Raw genomic sequence first — 20,348 nt, forward strand, 5'->3', positions numbered from 1 at the left:
TCCCTGAGATTCTATAAAATTAAATTACGATTACCTACATGAAAAAAATAGCACTATTACTCAGCTTTATTTCTATTTATAGTTTCGCACAACAAACTGCAAAACCAACCGGATTAGTGACAACAAAAGCTATGGTTGTTTCTGCCCGTCAGGAAGCTTCGAAAGTAGGTGCAGAAATCATACAAAAAGGCGGAAATGCTTTTGATGCTATGATTGCCACAGAACTTGCCCTTGCAGTTGCTTATCCTTATGCAGGAAATATTGGCGGCGGCGGATTTATGGTATATCGAAAAGCAAATGGTGAAGTTGGTTCTTTAGATTATCGCGAAAAAGCACCATTGAAAGCAACAAAAGACATGTTTCTTGATAAAGACGGAAATGTTATTAAAGGTAAAAGTACTGAAACAGCCTTAGCAATTGGCGTTCCCGGAACTATTGCCGGAGTTTTTGCTGTACACAAAAAACTAGGTTCATTGCCAATGTCTGAAATTTTAAAACCCGTTATAGCTTTAGCAGAAAGAGGTGTAATTGTAACCAAAAAACAAGAAAAAAGACTTCAGGATTATCATGATGTTATTGTGAAAATAAACGGGCCAAACACACTTTTAGCAGGTAGTTTTAAAGAAAATGATACCATAAAATATCCTGCTCTTGCCAATACATTAAAAAGAATTGCAAAAAATGGAAGAAATGAATTTTATAAAGGAAAAACCGGTAAAATATTAGTTGATTATATTCAGAAAAAAGGGGGAATTATTACTCTTAAAGATTTAGAGAAATATGAAGCAAAATGGCGTAGACCATTGCAGTTTAATTATAAGGATCTAAAAATCACTTCGATGTCACCTCCCAGCAGCGGCGGAATTTGTCTGGCACAAATCATGAAAATGATTGCTCCTTATGATTTAGCCAAAATGGGACATAATACTGAGGAATCTATTCAGGTAATTGTAGAAGCTGAGAGGAGAGCTTATGCTGATAGAAGTCAGTTTTTGGGAGATCCGGATTTCGTGAAAATCCCAATTAACGGATTATTATCTGATTCTTATTTAAAAGGCAGAATGTCAAGTTTTGATGTAAACAAAGCCAGTTTATCATCAGAAATAAAAGAAGGAAAAGTCAATTTTAACGAAAGCACAGAAACTACTCATTATTCTATTGTAGACGCACAAGGAAATGCCGTTGCCGCCACAACAACTCTTAATGACGGTTACGGATCAAAATATTATTGTGATGAATTAGGTTTCTTTTTGAATAACGAAATGGATGACTTTAGTGCTAAACCAGGATCTCCAAATATGTTTGGTCTGGTAGGAAATGAAGCCAATAGCATTGCGCCGCAAAAGAGAATGCTAAGTTCTATGACACCAACAATTGTCGAGAAAAACGGAAAATTATTTATGGTTGTAGGTTCTCCGGGCGGCTCAACCATTATTACAACGGTATTACAAGCTATATTAAATGTTTATGAATACAAATTAAGCATGCAGGAAGCTGTAAATGCACCGCGTTTTCACCACCAATGGTTACCGGATTTAATTAATTTTGAACCAAATGCTTTCGATACAAACACTATAAATAAGCTAAAAGCAAAAGGATATCTGATCAATGAAAAAAATACTCCGGTGATTGGTAAACTGGATTGTATATTGGTTTTGCCTGATAATACTCTGGAAGGAGGAGCTGATTTTCGCGGTGATGATACGGCAGTTGGTTTCTAAAATTTAAAAGATTTATAACGAAAGATTATAAAAAATCGAATGTTTAGAGCTAAATTTGTAATATCCCTAACTTTTTAAAAAGATAATGTTAAGAAAACTTTTTCGAAGACTTGAAAGTATTATTGCTTTGGCTCAATCTATATTGACGCCTAAGCAATTTATTTTTTTATCAAGCGTTCTCGTTGGTATTTCCTGTGCACTTGCTGTAATTGTTTTAAAAACGTTTGCACATAGTGTTTTCTCATTTGCTACTTACATCAACGGAATTTTGAAATTGAGTTTCATAAACAGTATTTTGCCTATAATTGGTATTTTACTAACTGTTTTTGTCATTAAAAAAGTACTGAACGGAACAATTCAAAAAGGGACATCCCAAATTCTATATGCCGTTGCAAAAAAAGCAAGTATAATTCCGAAAAAGCAAATGTATGCTCAAATCGTTACCAGTTCGTTAACGGTTGGTTTAGGAGGTTCTGCGGGTTTAGAAAGTCCAATTGTAATTACAGGAGCTGCTTTTGGATCTAATTATGCTCAAAATTATAAATTAGCCTACAAAGACAGAACTTTACTTATTGGTTGTGGTGTTGCTGCAGGAATATCTGCCGCTTTTAATGCCCCAATTGCCGGAGTTCTTTTTGCTATTGAAGTTTTATTGGTAGATGTCAGCATTTCTGCGTTTACTCCTATTATGATTTCTGCTGCTACCGGAGCTTTAGTTTCTGCTATTTTACTAGATGAAACTATTTTATTGTCTTTCAAAAAACAAGAAGCTTTTAATTATCATAATATTCCGTTTTATATTCTATTAGGGATATTAACCGGATTTATTGCCGTTTACTACGCCCGAAATTTTCAAAGGGTCGAGCATTATTTTTCTACACTAAAAGTTGGCCCTTATAAAAAGGCATTGATTGGTTCTTCGTTATTGGCATTACTTATTTTTATATTTCCAACACTTTTTGGAGAGGGATACGAAAGTATTAAGACACTCTCTGAAAGTGATCCCGGAAAACTGTTAGACAATACGTTATTTGCCGATTTCAGAAATAACCAATGGGTTTTACTGCTCTTTGTGGGATGCACAATGATGGTAAAAGTATTCGCTTCCGGACTAACACTTGGTAGTGGTGGAAATGGAGGTAATTTTGCCCCATCCTTGTTTTTAGGGTCTTATCTGGGTTATTTTTTCTCAAAATTTATAAGCCTTATTGGTTTATCAAAACTACCAATCAGCAATTTTACCATGGTTGGAATGGCAGGTATTTTGAGCGGATTATTCCATGCACCTCTAACTGCAATTTTCTTAATTGCTGAGATTACTGGTGGTTATAGCCTCATGATTCCGCTTATGATAGTTTCCTCAATAAGCTTTGCAATCTCTAAACGTTTTGAAAAATATTCTCTTGATGTAAAAGGTCTGGCTAAAAAAGGTCACGCTTTTACAAGCAATAAAGATTCTAATATTTTATCTACTTTAGATATTGATACCATTATACAATGTGATTATTTAACTGTACATCCAGATGAAAACCTAAGTAAATTAGTTGATCTGATTTCGCACTCAAACCAAGTGGTTTTTGCTGTTGTAAACAACGAAAAAGAACTTGTAGGAGTGGTTCACTTTAATGATATCAGAGAAATAATCTTTAATAATTATCGTGTAAAATATACTTTGATTAAAGATGTTATGAAAACGCCTGCCGCAACAATTTCATCTGATGACAGCATGGAAATTGTAATGAGCAAATTCGAAAAATCGAAATCAGCATTTCTTCCGGTTATAAGAAATGACAAATATTTTGGATTTATCTCAAAATCTATAGCACTTGAAGCCTACAGAACAAAACTGCGCTCCATGACAATTGAGTAAGATTAATATCGGATAAGTTAAAAAATTAGAATATCCGATATTAAGAAGTATCTTTGGGGATTATGTGGAATATAGACCTAACATACAGAGAAGAATTTCAATCGACATTTGATCGACTGTACCAAAAACGCCTTGATTTGCAAAACAGCAGACCATTGCCCAATATTGCCTTGCACAAAATCCGTGAAAGCCTATCTCTCGAATGGACCTACAATTCTAACAGTATTGAAGGAAACACCATGAGCCTGCGTGAAACCCAAATGGTCATTCAGGAAGGTATTACTATAAAAGGAAAATCCCTTCGGGAACACTTTGAAACCCACAATCACGATAAAGCAATTGATTATTTGTACTCAATCGTAGATGATAATTATAATCTGCGAAGTATTGATATTCTCTCAATTCACGGATTAGTTTTACGTTCTATCGAAGATGATTTTGCAGGACGGTTAAGAAACGGAGGTGTTCGTATTTCAGGAGCTAATTTTATGCCTCCAAATGCCAATAAAGTTTCTGATTATCTGGATGAATTAATTGATTTTGTTAATACAAATCCGTTAGGATTAAATGATATTGAACTGGCGACGATTTATCATCATAAATTAGTCTGGATTCATCCTTTTTTTGATGGTAATGGCCGTACAGTTCGTTTAAGCATGAATTTATTATTGATGCGTTGTGGTTTTCCGCCTGCCATTATACTTAAAAATGACAGAAAGAAATATTACGAAGCACTCAATCAGGCTAATAATGGCAATTATCAAAAATTAACCCTTTTGATGTGTCAGGCATTAGAGCGTACGCTGAATATCTATTTAAGTGCGATGCCGGGAAGTAGCTATGACTATCAACCGATAATAAACATAGTAAGCGAACCTGAAACACCTTACGGTCAGGAATACGTGAGTTTATTAGCCAGAACCGGAAAAATAGACGCTTATAAAGAAGGTAGAAACTGGTATACAACCAAAGAAGCCATCGAAGAATATATAGCAACCAGAAAAAGAAAACGCTAGTTTAGGCTAGCGTAATTTTGTTACTAATTGTAACATAAAGTTTTGCTATCGAGCACAAAAAGAACAAATCAAAGTGGTAACTTTGCGTTTTGCTCAAAATTATGTTAGAAAAAGACAATACTATTGAAGTTCTTGGTGCAAGAGTTCATAATCTAAAAAATATAGACATTTCTATTCCGCGTGAAAAACTGGTGGTTATTACTGGTTTGTCAGGTTCGGGAAAATCCTCTTTGGCATTTGATACCATTTATGCCGAAGGACAACGTCGTTATGTAGAAACTTTTTCGGCGTATGCCAGACAGTTTCTAGGTGGCTTAGAACGTCCTGATGTGGATAAAATTGACGGTCTTTCGCCAGTAATTGCGATTGAACAAAAGACAACCAGTAAAAGTCCACGTTCAACTGTTGGAACAATTACAGAAATATACGATTTCCTGAGGCTTCTTTATGCGCGTGGTGCCGATGCTTACAGCTACAACACAGGCGAGAAAATGGTTTCATATTCTGATGAACAAATTAAAGATTTGATTATCCAGGATTTTAAAGGAAAACGTATCAATATTCTCGCTCCTATTATTAGAGCGAGAAAAGGTCATTATGCTGAGCTATTCCAACAAATTACCAAACAAGGTTTCCTTAAAGTTCGTGTAAATGGTGAAGTTCAGGATTTGGTTGCAGGAATGAAACTGGATCGATACAAAACCCACGATATTGAAATTGTAGTCGACAGAATGTTGATTGAAGATACTGAAGACAATCAAAAAAGATTATCTGAAAGCATAAATACTGCCATGCATCACGGCGAAAATGTATTGATGATTTTAGATCAGGATACAAATGAAGTCCGTTTTTTCAGTAGAAATTTAATGTGTCCTTCAACCGGAATATCATATCAGAACCCTGAACCTAATTTATTTTCGTTTAACTCTCCAAAAGGAGCTTGTCCGCATTGTAACGGACTGGGAACTGTACACGAAATTAATGTCAAAAAAATCATTCCAAATCCTAAATTATCGATTAAAAGTGGTGGTTTTGCTCCGCTTGGCGAATATAAATCGTCCTGGATTTTTAAACAATTAGAAGTTATTGGAGAAAAATTCAATTTCAAGATAACAGATCCAATCGAGAAGATTCCTGAAGAAGCCATGAACATGATTTTACATGGTGGAAAAGATAAATTTACCGTAAACTCAAAAGATTTAGGGGTAACACGAGATTATAAAATAGATTTTGAAGGAATTTCACATTTCATCAAAAATCAATATGACGAAAGTGCCTCAACAACTATAAAACGTTGGGCAAAAGACTTCATGGACGAAGTAAATTGTCCCGTTTGTGATGGCTCACGTTTGAAGAAAGAAGCTTTGTTTTTTAAAATCAATGAAAAAAATATCGTTGAATTGTGCGATATGGATATCTCTGATTTGACTATTTGGTTTCAGGATCTAAACAAACATTTATCAGACAAACAACTTTTAATCGCTTCAGAAGTAGTTAAGGAAATCAAAGACCGTTTGAACTTTTTGATGAATGTAGGTTTAAATTATTTGGCTTTAAGCCGAAGCTCAAAATCACTTTCGGGAGGTGAAGCACAACGTATTCGTTTGGCAACACAAATTGGGTCGCAATTGGTTGGTGTTTTATATATTCTGGATGAACCAAGTATTGGTTTACATCAAAGAGACAACGAAAAACTGATTCATTCTCTGGAACAATTACGCGATATAGGAAATTCGGTTATTGTGGTAGAACATGATAAAGATATGATTGAGCGTGCTGATTATGTGATTGATATTGGACCAAAAGCAGGTAAATACGGAGGAGAAATCATTAGTATTGGAACTCCCGCAGAAACTTTAAAATCAGACACGATTACCGCTCAGTATTTGAATGGTAAAATGAAATTAGAGATTCCGAAAGAACGTCGAAAAGGAAACGGAAAATTCTTAAAACTAACCGGAGCTACAGGAAACAACCTTAAAAATGTTTCTATCGAATTGCCTTTAGGTCAATTGATTTGCGTTACCGGAGTTTCAGGAAGTGGAAAATCGACTTTGATCAACGAGACGCTCTACCCTATTTTGAATGCGTATTATTTTAATGGTGTAAAAAAACCACAACCTTATAAAAAGATTGAAGGTCTTGAACATATTGACAAAGTAATTGATATTGATCAAAGTCCGATTGGGAGAACACCACGTTCGAATCCAGCGACTTACACAGAGGTTTTTACCGAAATCAGAAACCTGTTTACCATGACTTCAGAAAGTATGATTCGTGGTTATAAAGCAGGACGTTTTAGCTTTAATGTAAAAGGAGGGCGTTGCGAAACCTGTGAAGGTTCAGGAGTTAGAACTATCGAAATGAACTTTTTACCGGATGTTTATGTAGAATGCGAAACCTGTCAGGGAAAACGTTTTAACAGAGAAACACTAGAGATTCGATACAAAGGAAAATCTATTTCAGATGTATTGAATATGACGGTTGATGAAGCTGTTCCGTTTTTTGAGAACATACCGAAGATCTATAGAAAAGTAAAAACAATTCAGGATGTTGGTTTAGGATATATTACACTTGGTCAACAAAGTACAACACTTTCTGGTGGTGAAGCGCAACGTATCAAACTTGCTGGAGAATTATCTAAAAAAGATACCGGAAATACGTTTTATATTCTAGACGAACCTACAACCGGATTGCATTTTGAAGACATTCGAGTTCTAATGGATGTAATAAATAAACTAGTTGACAAAGGAAATACAATCCTGGTGATCGAACATAATATGGACGTGATTAAACTTGCCGATTATATCATAGACATTGGTCCAGAAGGCGGAAAAGGCGGCGGACAATTAATCGCCAAAGGAACTCCTGAAGAAGTGGCAAAAAATAAAAAAAGCTATACAGCTAAGTTTTTGAAAAAAGAATTATCTTAATAGTTTAGCTCAAAACACATCAAAATAACAACCAATATTAGCTTGTTTATAATAGAAATTAAAGTAAAACGTAAGTATGGAGGATCAAGAACAAAATCTTCAAATACTTTCCAATTTTGTTATTTTTAAAACGGGAAATGGAAAGATAAATATTGATGTTTATTTTCAGGATCAAACTCTTTGGTTATCTCAAAAACGAATTGCCGAATTATTTCAGAAAGGTCGTTCTACTATAACAGAGCATCTAAAAAATATTTTTTTGGATGGAGAGTTAGTTGAAATTTCAGTATGTCGGGATTTCCGACATACTGCCGAAGACGGAAAAGTATACACCTCAAAATTTTATAATTTAAAAGTAATAACTGCAGTTGGTTATAGAGTAAACTCAGAACGTGCTATTGAATTTCGAAAGTGGGCAACAGAAATTTTACACGAATACATCATCAAGGGTTTTGCAATGGATGATGAACGCCTAAAGCAAATGAAACATTTTGGTCAAGATTATTTTGACGAAATGCTGGAACGAGTAAGAGAAATTAGGTTAAGCGAGAGAAGGCTCTATCAAAAAATAACTGACATTTATGCACTTTCTGCAGATTACGATAATCAATCTACCATTACACAGCAATTTTTCGCCGCTGTACAAAATAAATTACATTGGGCAATTACTGGTAAAACAGCGGCCGAAATAATCTATACTGAAGCTGATGCTACAAAATTGTTTATGGGTTTAAAAACTTGGAAACAAGCACCTGAAGGGAAAATACTAAAAAGCGATGTTGTTATTGCTAAAAATTACTTAAACGAAGAGCATATAAAATCATTGCAAAGAATTGTAACCGCTTATTTAGATTTGGCAGAAAGCAGAGCCACAAATAGAAGAGTTATGAACATGGAAGATTGGGAAAAATTTCTAATCCAATTTCTAGAATTGGCAGACTACCCTATTCTTACCAATACAGGAAAAATAAATATGTTAGAAGCAAAGTTGAAAGCAGAATCTGAATATGAGAAATTCAGAATTATACAAGATGAAAACTTTATTTCAGATTTTGATAAAGAATTAAAAAAGAAATTAGATAACCACTAACCAAAGTAAAAAATCCATATCACTACCTTTTTGAGAAAAGAATTGGAACAAAGAAATCTTTTACAGAATGAACGAAATTTAATCCTTTGAAAATATAATACCACCACAACCAAGTTCCGTTAGGGACGACATATTTTGTAGCAACGGATTTCAATCCGTTGATTGTTGTGAAATATCGAAATCATTATTCAATTCATCAACTTACTGATAATGAATACCCAACCAAAAACAAAGTCTCAGAAATGTTACATTTAAATTAATAAATCCCCATTTCTGTAACAATTCTCAAAAAAAGAACTAATTTAGTACGCCCTTTTTGTCAAAGTTTTGATTTTGACAAATAGAAGGATAAAAATCTATGAATCTAAAAGATAAATTCGATAGCGTAGACCAATATTTTTCACCTAAAATAATTGATGAAGTAAATGATCAATACATTAAAGTGGCTAAAATAAAAGGTCAGGAAGTGCCGTGGCATAATCATGAGAATGAAGATGAATTATTTTACATTGTCGACGGCGAACTTTTAATGGAAATTGAAAACAAACCATCATTTACCATGAAAAAGGGTGATTTATTTGTTGTAAAAAAAGGTATAAATCACAGGGTTTCATCGTTTGAAGAATGTTCAATAATGTTGATTGAATCCAAAACCACAGAACATACCGGAAAAGTTAAAAGCAACATTACGAAATCAATTGAAGAACAAACCTATTAAATAAAGAATTCTTCCTTTTATAAACTAATGTTTCAATTGAAAATTGCTGCGCCAGCCCTGATGGGAGCGGCATCTCCCGATTTAGAAAAACAAGGCTTTTTAGCCTTAGTTTTTGTTTATCGGGAATATAGCGGACAGCAGGATTAAGCTCCTACCTCCGACTACACACAGGATGAGAATAACAAAAACGACACAGCTAGAAATAAAAAATATAAATAATTAAAATACCTAAAATGAGATTAGAAGATTTTGATAATGATGAGGATAAAGTAATTCAGGATCGTTTGAAACAAAAAACGTGGAATGAAATTAGAACAAACGATAGCTGGGCGATTTTTAAAATCATGGCCGAATTTGTAAATGGTTACGAAAGTATGGGACGTATTGGTCCGTGTGTATCTATTTTTGGATCAGCGAGAACCAAACCGGACGATAAATACTATTTATTGGCAGAAAAAATTGCTTACAAAATCAGTAAAGCTGGTTACGGTGTGATCACAGGAGGTGGTCCCGGAATTATGGAAGCTGGTAATAAAGGTGCACATTTAGGTGGCGGAATTTCTGTTGGTTTAAACATCGAATTGCCTTTTGAACAACACTTTAATCCTTATATCGATCACGATAAAAACCTTAATTTCGATTATTTCTTTGTGAGAAAAGTTATGTTCGTAAAATATTCACAAGGTTTTGTGGTTATGCCAGGAGGCTTTGGAACTCTTGACGAAATGTTTGAGGCAATTACATTGATTCAGACTAAAAAGATTGGAAAATTCCCTATCATATTAGTAGGCGTTGAATTTTGGTCTGGATTAATCGAATGGGTAAAAACAGTTTTAGTTGAAAAAATGCAAACTGTAAGCCCGGAAGATTTAAACTTATTTAAGATTGTAGACACTGAAGATGAAGTTGTTGACGTATTAGATAAATTCTACAAGAAATACGATTTAAGTCCGAATTTCTAAAAATACCTCAAGCTGCAAAAGCGATATAAGTAAATTTAAATTGGAGTTAAGTATACTTTAAAATAATATAACCTTCTATCAATTTTATGGTTGAATACGTTAAGTATTACAAAAAATTAAAGCTGTTTTAAAAAACAGCTTTTTTTATGCTATTTTTACAGCAAACCAAAACAGCTTTAGATTCGTAACTTACTTTATATCGTTAATTATTCCGGGCAATCATTGAAACTATTTTATAAAATTATATTCTTCGTTTTCGTTTTAATGAGTTCATTAAAACAATACGCACAACATCAGTCTAAGATGGAAGTGGCGGTCAATCTTGAGCTTAAAACTCTAAACATTAAACAGGATATAACATATCACAACACTTCTAACGATTCTTTGATTTCGATTGTTTTAAACGACTGGAATAATGCATTCTCTGATAAAAATACGCCATTGGCCAAAAGATTTTCGGATGAGTTTTATAGAGGTTTTCATTTAGCAAAAGCCGCAGAAAGAGGAAACACAACCATATTGAATCTTACCGATTCAGATTTTAGTGCGCTTGAATGGGAAAGAACTGCCAAAAATCCTGACCTTGTTGTAGTAAAACTAAACCGAAAATTAGCTCCGGGCGAAAAAATTAATTTGCATTTAACTTATATTTCAAAAATTCCAAGTGATAAATTTACGCGTTATGGTTTTGACCAAAATGGCGGAATGAACCTGAAAAATTGGTTTTTGAGTCCTGCGCGTTTTGAGAATCATCGTTTTACACGATATAATAACTTTAATTTAGATGATATTGCGAATGCAAGTACTGATTATGAGGTTAGTATCAGGATTCCTGCTTTATATTCGATTACTACTGATTTGGATTTGATTTCTAAGGAAGAAACAGATCCGTCTTTTATTACCTATTCATTTTCTGGTACTAACAGAACCGATTTCAATTTTTTTATCGAAAAACAAAATAATTTTAGAAGTTATGAAAACGGCTCTTTAGAAGTACTTACAAATCTTAAAAACAAAAAAATAACCGAAATTCAGAAAGCAATTATCATCAATCATGTGGTGAGTTTTGCAAGTGCTTTTATTGGTAAATATCCACATAAAAAAATTACCGTTTCTCAGACTGATTATGACCGAAATCCGTTTTATGGATTGAATCAATTACCCTCTTTTATTAGCCCGTTTTCTGATGATTTTATTTTCGAAATCACTTTCTTAAAAACTTATCTGAATAATTATCTAAAAAATAGTTTGCGATTAGATCCCAGAAAAGATAATTGGGTTTATGACGGGATTCAGATTTATGCCATGATGAAATACATAGAGGAAAATCATCCGGATCAAAAAATGCTTGGAAGATTATCAAACATGAAACTCTTTAAGAGTTATAACATAACCAATCTTACTTTTAATGAGCAATACAGCTATTATTATATGCTGATGGCCAGAAAAAACCTTGATCAGCCACTAGGAGATCCAAAAAATACTTTAATAAAATTTAACGAACAAATTGCCAGTAAATATCGCGCAGGTTTAAGCCTGAGTTATTTAGACGATTATCTGGATCATAATATCGTTCCGGAAAGTGTGCAGGAATTTTATAGCCTGAATAAAACCGAGCAGACAAACCGTTATAATTTTGAAAAAATATTAACAAAAAACAGTTCAAAAAACATCGATTGGTTTTTTAATAGCATTATAGATTCCAGAGAAATAATCGATTATAAATTTTCAAATGTTTCCAGAACAAAAGACAGCGTTCAATTTTCAGTAAAAAGTAAAACCAATATTTATGCCCCAATTCCGGTTTATGGACTTAAGAAAAAAGAAATCGTTTTTAAGAACTGGATCGAGCCTAAAAATACGGATTCAATTTATGAATTCGACCGAAAAAACGCAGATAAAATTGTTTTAAACTATGATAATGAGGTTCCTGAATATAATTTGAGAAACAACTGGAAATCCTTAAAAAGTCTGGCAATAACCAATCGTCCTGTCAAATTTAATTTTGCAAAAGATCTTGAGGATCCGTATTACAACCAGATTTTATACATCCCTACTTTAACTTATAATTTTTATGACGGCTTTACGCCCGGAGTACGTTTTCATAATAAAACTATTCTTGACAAACCATTTACATTCGACATTAATCCTGCTTATTCTCTAAAAGCCGGAACGCTTTCAGGTTCATCTGCTTTTGTATGGAATGAATATTATAGAAACAGTACACTTTATAATGTGCGATATTCTATTAGTCAAAATTATTTTCATTATGCTCCGGATGCTACTTATTTAAGATTGAATCCAATGGTCCAGTTTAAAATCAGGGAAGAAAATTTCAGGGACAATCGAAAGCAGTTTTTCATGTTCCGTCAGGTAATCGTAAATCGTGAAGCAAGTGAATATATAACAGACAATTCAAAACCGAATTATTCTGTGTTTAATGCACGTTATTCGAATACAAAAACAGAATTAATTGATCACTTTAGTTTCATGACCGATCTTCAATTTGGTGGAAATTTTGGAAAAATTGCCGGAGAAGTTGAATATCGCAGATTGTTTGAAAACAATCATAAACTAAATGCTAGATTATATGCAGGAAGCTTCTTGTACAACACAACAAATTCAGATTATTTTAGTTTTGGTTTAGACCGTCCAACGGATTATATGTTTGATTATAATTTTTACGGACGATCAGAAAGCACCGGTTTTTTTAGTCAGCAATATATCATGGCTGAAGGCGGCTTTAAATCAAAACTGGAACCGGCATATGCCAATCAATGGATGACGACATTAAATGCCAGTTATTCGATCTGGAACTGGATTGAGGTTTATGGCGATATTGGTTTTATGAAAAACAAACATCAGGCAGAGAACTTTGTATATGATAGCGGTATCAGATTAAATTTGGTTCCGGATTACTTCGAACTTTATTTTCCTGTTTATTCTAATAATGGATGGGAAATTTCTCAAAATAAGTACAACGAAAAAATACGATTTGTTATCACTTTATCACCAAAAACATTACTCAATCTTTTTACTAGAAAATGGTTTTAATTGAATAAATTTTAAAGAAAAACATACATTATTATCAGTTAATTACATTTTTACATAAAAATAACTCAAAAAATATACGTAGTTTTTTGATTTTAAATACATATAATTAAATTATATTTATTTTAAAGAATTATGATTATTGATTGTTTTTAAGTAATTTCGCAGTCTAACATGACCACTAAAGATTATGATAAAAGAAAAAAGCAATACTACATTAACATTTGAAGATTTCAAAACTGAGGTATTGAATGACTACAAAATTGCAGTAACTAGCCGTGAATGTAGCCTTTTAGGTCGTAAAGAAGTATTAACTGGAAAAGCCAAATTTGGAATATTTGGTGACGGAAAAGAAGTGCCACAGCTTGCTATGGCAAAAGCTTTTAAAAACGGTGATTTTCGCTCCGGATACTATCGCGATCAAACTTTTATGATGGCTATTGGTGAACTTACTCCTAAACAATTTTTCGCAGGCTTATATGGTCATACTGATTTAGAATATGATCCAATGTCTGCCGGAAGACAAATGGGCGGACACTTTGTAACGCACAGTTTAAACGAAGACGGATCCTGGAAAGACTTAACAAAACAAAAAAATTCAAGCGCAGATATATCGCCTACAGCAGGACAAATGCCAAGGTTATTGGGATTAGCACAAGCTTCTAAAATTTACAGAAATGTTGAAGGAATTACCATCAAAGACAAGTTTTCTGTAAACGGAAACGAAGTTGCATGGGGAACTATAGGAAATGCAAGTACGTCTGAAGGTTTATTTTTTGAAACCATAAATGCTGCCGGAGTTTTACAAGTACCAATGGTAATGAGTGTTTGGGATGATGAATACGGAATTTCTGTTCATGCCAGACATCAAACTACTAAAGAAAATATTTCTGAAATTCTAAAAGGATACCAACGTGATGAAGATGCAAACGGATATGAAATTTTTAGAGTAAGAGGCTGGGATTATGCAGAGTTGGTTTCTACTTACGAAAGAGCCGCAGCAGTTGCCCGAGAGCAGCACGTTCCGGTTTTAATTCACGTAAACGAATTGACACAACCACAAGGTCACTCGACTTCAGGTTCTCATGAGCGTTACAAAAATGGAGAAAGACTGGCTTGGGAAAGAGATTTTGATTGTATTCGTCAGATGCGTTTATGGATGATCGCCATCAATATAGCATCGCCTGAAGAATTGGCTGAAATTGATGCCGAATTGAAAAAAGAAGTTCTTGAAGCCAAAAAAGAAGCCTGGAACTCTTTTATCAACCCAATTATAGAAGATCAAAAAAATCTTTTGGTTTTATTAGAGCAAATTTCAAGTGCGAGTATCAACCATAAAGATAAAATTCAAAAATATATTTCTGAATTAAGCGCTATAAAATCTCCTCTAAAAAAGGAAATGCTGGTAATCGCCAGAAAAATATTGCGTTTTATCGAAGTCCCAAACAGCAAAGTTTTATTATCTAATTGGATTACCAATTATATCGAAATTACGCAGCCAAGATTCAGCAGTAACTTACATTCAGATTCAGATCTAAATGTTTTTTCAGTAGAAAAAGTACTTCCTGAATATGCTGATAATGCAAAAGCTGATTTAGATGGCCGAATGATTTTGCGTGATAACTTTGACGCTTTGTTTACCAAATATCCTGAAACACTAATTTTTGGTGAAGATGTTGGTAATATTGGTGATGTAAACCAAGGTCTTGAAGGCATGCAGGAAAAATACGGTGAACTTCGTGTTGCCGATGTTGGGATTCGTGAAGCTACTATTATTGGTCAGGGAATTGGAATGGCTTTAAGAGGTTTACGTCCAATTGCTGAGATTCAGTATTTAGATTATTTACTATATGCGATTCAAATCATGAGTGATGATTTGGCAACATTACAATACAGAACTGTTGGAAAACAAAAAGCACCGTTAATCATCAGAACCCGCGGACATCGTCTTGAAGGTATCTGGCATTCAGGTTCTCCAATGGGAATGATTATTAATGCAGTTCGTGGTATTCACGTTCTCGTACCAAGAAACATGACACAAGCAGCAGGTTTTTATAATGCCCTTTTAGAGACTGACGAACCGGCCTTAGTAATCGAATGTTTAAATGGTTACCGTTTAAAAGAAAAAACACCTTTGAATTTTGGTGAATTCAAAACACCAATTGGTGTGGTTGAAACCCTGAAAGAAGGTTCAGATATTACATTAGTTTCTTATGGATCAACTTTAAGATTAGTTGAACAAGCTGCAAATGAATTACTTGAATTAGGAATTGATTGTGAGGTAATCGATATTCAGTCTTTGCTTCCTTTTGATGTTAATAAGGATATTGTAAAAAGTATCGCTAAAACAAATCGTCTTTTAGTAATCGACGAAGATGTTCCTGGTGGAGCTTCGGCATTTATTTTGCAACAAATTCTGGAGGAACAAAATGCTTACATCCATTTAGACAGTAAACCGCAAACTCTTGCTGCAAAAGCACACAGACCAGCGTACGGAACTGATGGTGATTATTTCTCTAAACCTTCTGCCGAAGATATCTTCGAGAAAGTTTACAGTATGATGAATGAAGTAAATCCTTCTAAATTTCCTGGTTTGTACTAAGAATTTAGATTGATTTTAGGATATAAAAAAAGCTTGTAAACAATTGTTTACAAGCTTTTTTTATATGCAAATTACTTCACTGCGAGGAATGAAGCTACCACACTATCAAAATATGAGGTGATAAAGCAAGTGAGATTACTTCGTTCCTCGAAATGACAAAAATCCGCGCTTTAGCGATAGCGAATCTATTTCGTCCGCGTGACATTATACGGAAACTAAGCTTTCAAAATAGCTCTCGCCTTTTCTAAATCTTCTGCAGTATCAATCCCAATACCTACATGTGTAGTTTCGACCATTTTGATGCGTTTTCCGAATTCTAAATAACGAAGCTGTTCTAATTTTTCAGAAGCTTCTAAAGATTTCATCGGAAGGCTGTAAAAATCTAATAAAGCCTGTTTTCTAAAAGCATAAATTCCAATGTGCTGAAAATAACGCACACCAACATCTTTATCTCTTGGATACGGTATCACAGAACGGGAAAAATACAAAGCAAACTGTGATTGATCGACAACCACTTTTACATTATTTGGGTTATTAATTTCGTCTTCATCTGTAATCTCGCGCATTAGTGAAGCCAAATCAATCTTGCGATCTTCATCATTCTTAAAAACTGATAAAACCTGCTCTAAAGGTCCTGCTTCAGTAAAAGGTTCATCACCTTGTACATTTACTACAATATCAACATCTAGGCTCATAACAGCTTCGGCAATACGATCGCTGCCTGATTCGTGTTCTTTTATACTCATAATGGCTTTTCCGCCATTAGAAACAATTTCATCGAATATCAAATCTGAATCTGTTACTACAAACACATCCTCAAACAAATTAGTAGAAACTGCCGCTTCATAAGTTCTTAGAATTACTGTTTTCCCTCCTAAATCCTGCATCAGTTTTGCAGGAAAACGTGTAGAAGCATATCGTGCCGGAATTACCGCTATTATTTTCATTTTAACTCTGTTTTTAAGTAAAACAAATGTAACTATTCAAAATTAAGTTTGAAAGAATTTACATTACCAATGGGTTTTGGCTCTTTTTAATACACCAATTTCATTTTTCTCTTTTTTAATGACCTTTTTATAAACATCTGTCAAATTACAATTTGATGTTTCTAATTTATCAATTTAATTACAAATTGTAAGATTTTTTTTAAGTAATTTTATCTGAATTTTAATACAATATATCTATAATAAATTGTAATTAAGATTATTACAAACACCCCACTCTAACTTAAATTTAACACGATGAAACACAAAATTAAAATCACTGACCATGACAAAAATGATTCGTTTATAAATGGATCATACAATCAGGAAACAAATGTTGTACAGCTTATTGAACAAATCGCAGCACTTTATCCTGAAAAGAATGCGATAATTGATGGTTCGCAAAAGATTACTTATCAAAATCTTAATGAAAAAGCAAATCAGCTAGCGCGTTATTTAAAGGATAATAATATCAAATCAAAGAGCAAAGTAGGCGTTTGTATTCCGCAATCCTTAAACCGAATTATTGCATTTTTAGCAATTTTAAAAACCGGTGCTTCTTATTTACCCATTGATGGTGATTTACCGCAAGCCAGAATAAATATGATGATTTCTGATTCGGAAATTGACCTAATGCTTACAGTAGATACTTTATTGGATAAAATCAAAAGTGATCATACTATTTTCACTGCGATAGATTTATTGGTAGAAACTGACTCATTTAAAGCATTATCAGATAAAAACATTCTAACTCCCATTTTGCCTGATAATCCGGCATACATAATTTATACTTCCGGGAGCACAGGAATACCTAAAGGAGTCATCATTGGACATCAGTCGTTTTCTAATTTTGTACAATTTCAAGCTTCTTTTTTGAATTTATCTACTGAAAACAAAACCCTTCAATTTGCATCTCCTAGTTTTGATGCCGCAATAATAGATATCTGGACACCATTAATCAAGGGTGCTACGATTTATTTATATCCAAATAATAAAATTGTTGGAGAACCTCTTTTAGACTTTATCATAGATAATAATATTGATACTGTTCCTTTACTGCCTCCTATGGTTTTGGCCTCAATTCCTCATAACAGAACAATTGGAAATCTTAAAACAATAGCAATTGGCGGTGAAGCATGTAGTGAAAACACTGTAAAAAACTGGTATAAAAAAATTCGATTAATTAACAGTTACGGACCAACAGAAGCAACTGTTGCGGTTACTAATTATGAGTTTAAAACCGAAGTAAACCCAAGAATTATTGGAACAGCAATACCTTTTGCCAATTTATTAGTTTTAGATAAAAATTTAAATCCCTCAGACAAAGGTGTTATTGGAGAACTTTATATTGGCGGCGATCAATTGGCACTTGGCTATCTAAATCGTCCGGCAGATACTAAAAATGTATTTATACAAACTCCTAAATGGCTTTTAGAATTAGTAAATCATAAAAATACACTCTATAAAACGGGAGATATGGTTTTAATACGAGAAGATGGGAATCTGGAATTTTACGGACGAAAAGATGATCAGGTCAAAATAAGAGGTTACAGAATCGAACTGGCAGAAATTGAGCATCATATTTCAAAACTTCCTCAAATTTCGCAAGCAGCATTAAAAGTTCAGAAAAAAGAAAATGGTCTGCCTGTTTTAGTTGCTTTCATTCAATTGCACACGGCAAAAGATGATGAAGCAAAATCTTTACAAAATATAAGGGCAAAGCTGCAGCAAATAATGCCTGCATATATGTTACCCGATAAATATATCGTAATAGACAAAATGCCATTGACACATGCCGGAAAAATCGATAAGTCTATATTGGAAATTCCCGAAAATCAAACCAAAAACAATTCAGTTCCTAAATGGAAAGATGATAATCTGAAAGAAATCGTAAAACACATATGGAAAGATTTATTATCCCTAAATGTCATAGAAGATAATGCTGATTTTTTTGAACTTGGCGGTCATTCTTTATTACTCGCCCAACTTCATATCAATCTTCCGGAGCCAATTCGAAACCGCATCAGCCTGCCTGAACTTTATATTTTTACAACCGTTTCGTCATTTGTAAAAGAGGTTGAAAAACGGATGCTTGAAACAGAAGTTTCTCAAAAAAAGAAAGCCGAGGAAATGGTTAATGAATTAATAAATGATGCTGAACTGCACATTGATTTTACAGTGAATGAAGTTCCTGATCCGGTAATTTTAAAAAATCCTAATTCCATTTTTTTAACTGGTGTAACAGGATTTGTAGGATCTCATTTATTAGAAGAACTTTTACTTCATACCAATGCAAAAATTTATTGCTTAGTACGTGCTAAATCTCAGGAAGATGGATTAGAGCGAATTAAAGAAACTTTTTCTAAATTTAAACTTCCATGGCTCTCTGATAATCATTATCGTGTGATTGCTATGATTGGCGATTTGTCATTGCCTCTTTTTGGGATGACTACAGAAAATTACCTATTTATCACAGAAAACATTGAAGTTATTTACCATTCCGGAAGCTCCGTAAGTTATGTACAGCCATATCCTTTAATCAAAAAATCTAATATTGATGGTTTGCACAATGTTATTGATCTTGCTGTTACCAAAAAAATAAAATATCTGGTTTTGCTGTCATCAATGGGAGTTTTTAGTTGGGGAAGACCTTTTACAAAAAAAACATGGATGTATGAAGATGATTCCATAGATCAAAATATGGATGCCGTATCGCGTGATTTAGGATACATAAAAACTAAATGGGTCATGGAAAGTATTGCTGAAAAAGCAAAAAGTAAAGGTCTCCCTATTATAAATTTCAGATTAGGATTTGCCGTTTGTCACAGCACTTCTGGCGCTACAGTTATGAATCAATGGTGGGGAGCATTAATAAGAAGTTGTGTACAGCTTAAATCATTTCCGCTGGTTATGGGGCTAAAAGATGAATTAACAACAGTAGATTATATGTGTAAAGCGATTACGCATATCAGTAAAAAAAAGGAAGCCGTGGGACTCAATTTCCATCTTTCTCCTTTGGCTGAAAATGATGTTTCCCTGACTGATTTTTGCTCAAAAATGAATGAATATTATAATGTAAATTTAAAAGGAATGGAATATCATCAATGGCTTAATCAATGGAAGTATGATACCAATTTACCTATTTATCCTTTACTCAGCTTGTTTACCGAAGATGTACATGAAGGCAAATCACTGGTAGAAGCTTATGAAAATACCTATTATTACGATCGAAGCAATACAAAACGTTTTTTAGCCGATTCTAATTTGATTCCGCCTGTATTTGATAAAAACCTGATGACGCCTTACTTAGAATTTATGGGCGTTTTTGAAGAGGTGAAACAGTAAAAAATAAGGGATAATATTTTTGATATTATCCCTTATTTTTTATAATTATTAGCTGAA

The 20,348-nt window shown here is 33.6% G+C and carries 11 protein-coding genes; 10 read left to right on the forward strand and 1 reads right to left on the reverse strand.

From position 1 onward, the window contains the following. Positions 1 to 38: 38 nt before the first annotated feature. The 9 genes from ggt (at position 39) to BXU01_RS08255 (ending at position 15,963) form a co-directional block, all read left to right on the forward strand. Positions 39 to 1,721, forward strand: coding sequence for a gamma-glutamyltransferase (ggt, locus tag BXU01_RS08215; RefSeq protein ID WP_083692738.1), 1,683 nt, complete (start codon positions 39 to 41; stop codon positions 1,719 to 1,721). A gap of 85 nt (positions 1,722 to 1,806) precedes the next feature. After that, on the forward strand, positions 1,807 to 3,591 hold the full coding sequence (locus BXU01_RS08220; protein WP_083692739.1) for a chloride channel protein: 1,785 nt from the start codon (positions 1,807 to 1,809) through the stop codon (positions 3,589 to 3,591). 62 nt (positions 3,592 to 3,653) lie between these two features. Further along, the gene (locus BXU01_RS08225; RefSeq protein ID WP_083692740.1) at positions 3,654 to 4,607 is read left to right on the forward strand and encodes a Fic family protein; all 954 of its coding nucleotides are present in this window, start codon (positions 3,654 to 3,656) and stop codon (positions 4,605 to 4,607) included. 101 nt (positions 4,608 to 4,708) lie between these two features. Then, complete coding sequence (gene uvrA / locus BXU01_RS08230) at positions 4,709 to 7,540, forward strand: excinuclease ABC subunit UvrA (protein ID WP_083692741.1); 2,832 nt, start codon at positions 4,709 to 4,711, stop codon at positions 7,538 to 7,540. Positions 7,541 to 7,616: 76 nt separating this feature from the next. After that, positions 7,617 to 8,630: a virulence RhuM family protein gene (locus BXU01_RS08235; protein WP_083692742.1), complete on the forward strand. Its 1,014-nt coding sequence runs from the start codon at positions 7,617 to 7,619 to the stop codon at positions 8,628 to 8,630. 358 nt (positions 8,631 to 8,988) lie between these two features. Further along, entirely contained in the window at positions 8,989 to 9,348 is a 360-nt protein-coding gene (locus BXU01_RS08240; RefSeq protein ID WP_083692743.1) for a cupin domain-containing protein, read from the forward strand. Positions 9,349 to 9,581: 233 nt separating this feature from the next. Next, complete coding sequence (locus BXU01_RS08245; protein ID WP_055096620.1) at positions 9,582 to 10,310, forward strand: TIGR00730 family Rossman fold protein; 729 nt, start codon at positions 9,582 to 9,584, stop codon at positions 10,308 to 10,310. A gap of 303 nt (positions 10,311 to 10,613) precedes the next feature. Next, complete coding sequence (locus BXU01_RS08250) at positions 10,614 to 13,364, forward strand: aminopeptidase (RefSeq protein ID WP_083693271.1); 2,751 nt, start codon at positions 10,614 to 10,616, stop codon at positions 13,362 to 13,364. 187 nt (positions 13,365 to 13,551) lie between these two features. Then, the gene (locus BXU01_RS08255) at positions 13,552 to 15,963 is read left to right on the forward strand and encodes a thiamine pyrophosphate-dependent enzyme (RefSeq protein WP_083692744.1); all 2,412 of its coding nucleotides are present in this window, start codon (positions 13,552 to 13,554) and stop codon (positions 15,961 to 15,963) included. Between the two features lie 215 nt (positions 15,964 to 16,178). Here BXU01_RS08255 and kdsB read toward each other — a convergent pair whose 3' ends face one another. Next, positions 16,179 to 16,910, reverse strand: coding sequence for a 3-deoxy-manno-octulosonate cytidylyltransferase (kdsB, locus tag BXU01_RS08260; protein ID WP_083692745.1), 732 nt, complete (start codon positions 16,908 to 16,910; stop codon positions 16,179 to 16,181). Positions 16,911 to 17,204: 294 nt separating this feature from the next. Here kdsB and BXU01_RS08265 point away from each other — a divergent pair, with 294 nt between their 5' ends. After that, entirely contained in the window at positions 17,205 to 20,291 is a 3,087-nt protein-coding gene (locus BXU01_RS08265) for a non-ribosomal peptide synthetase (RefSeq protein WP_083692746.1), read from the forward strand. The last annotated feature ends 57 nt before the right edge of the window (positions 20,292 to 20,348 follow it).

This window comes from [Flexibacter] sp. ATCC 35103 (assembly GCF_001975985.1).
Taxonomy (GTDB): Bacteria; Bacteroidota; Bacteroidia; order Flavobacteriales; family Flavobacteriaceae; genus Flavobacterium.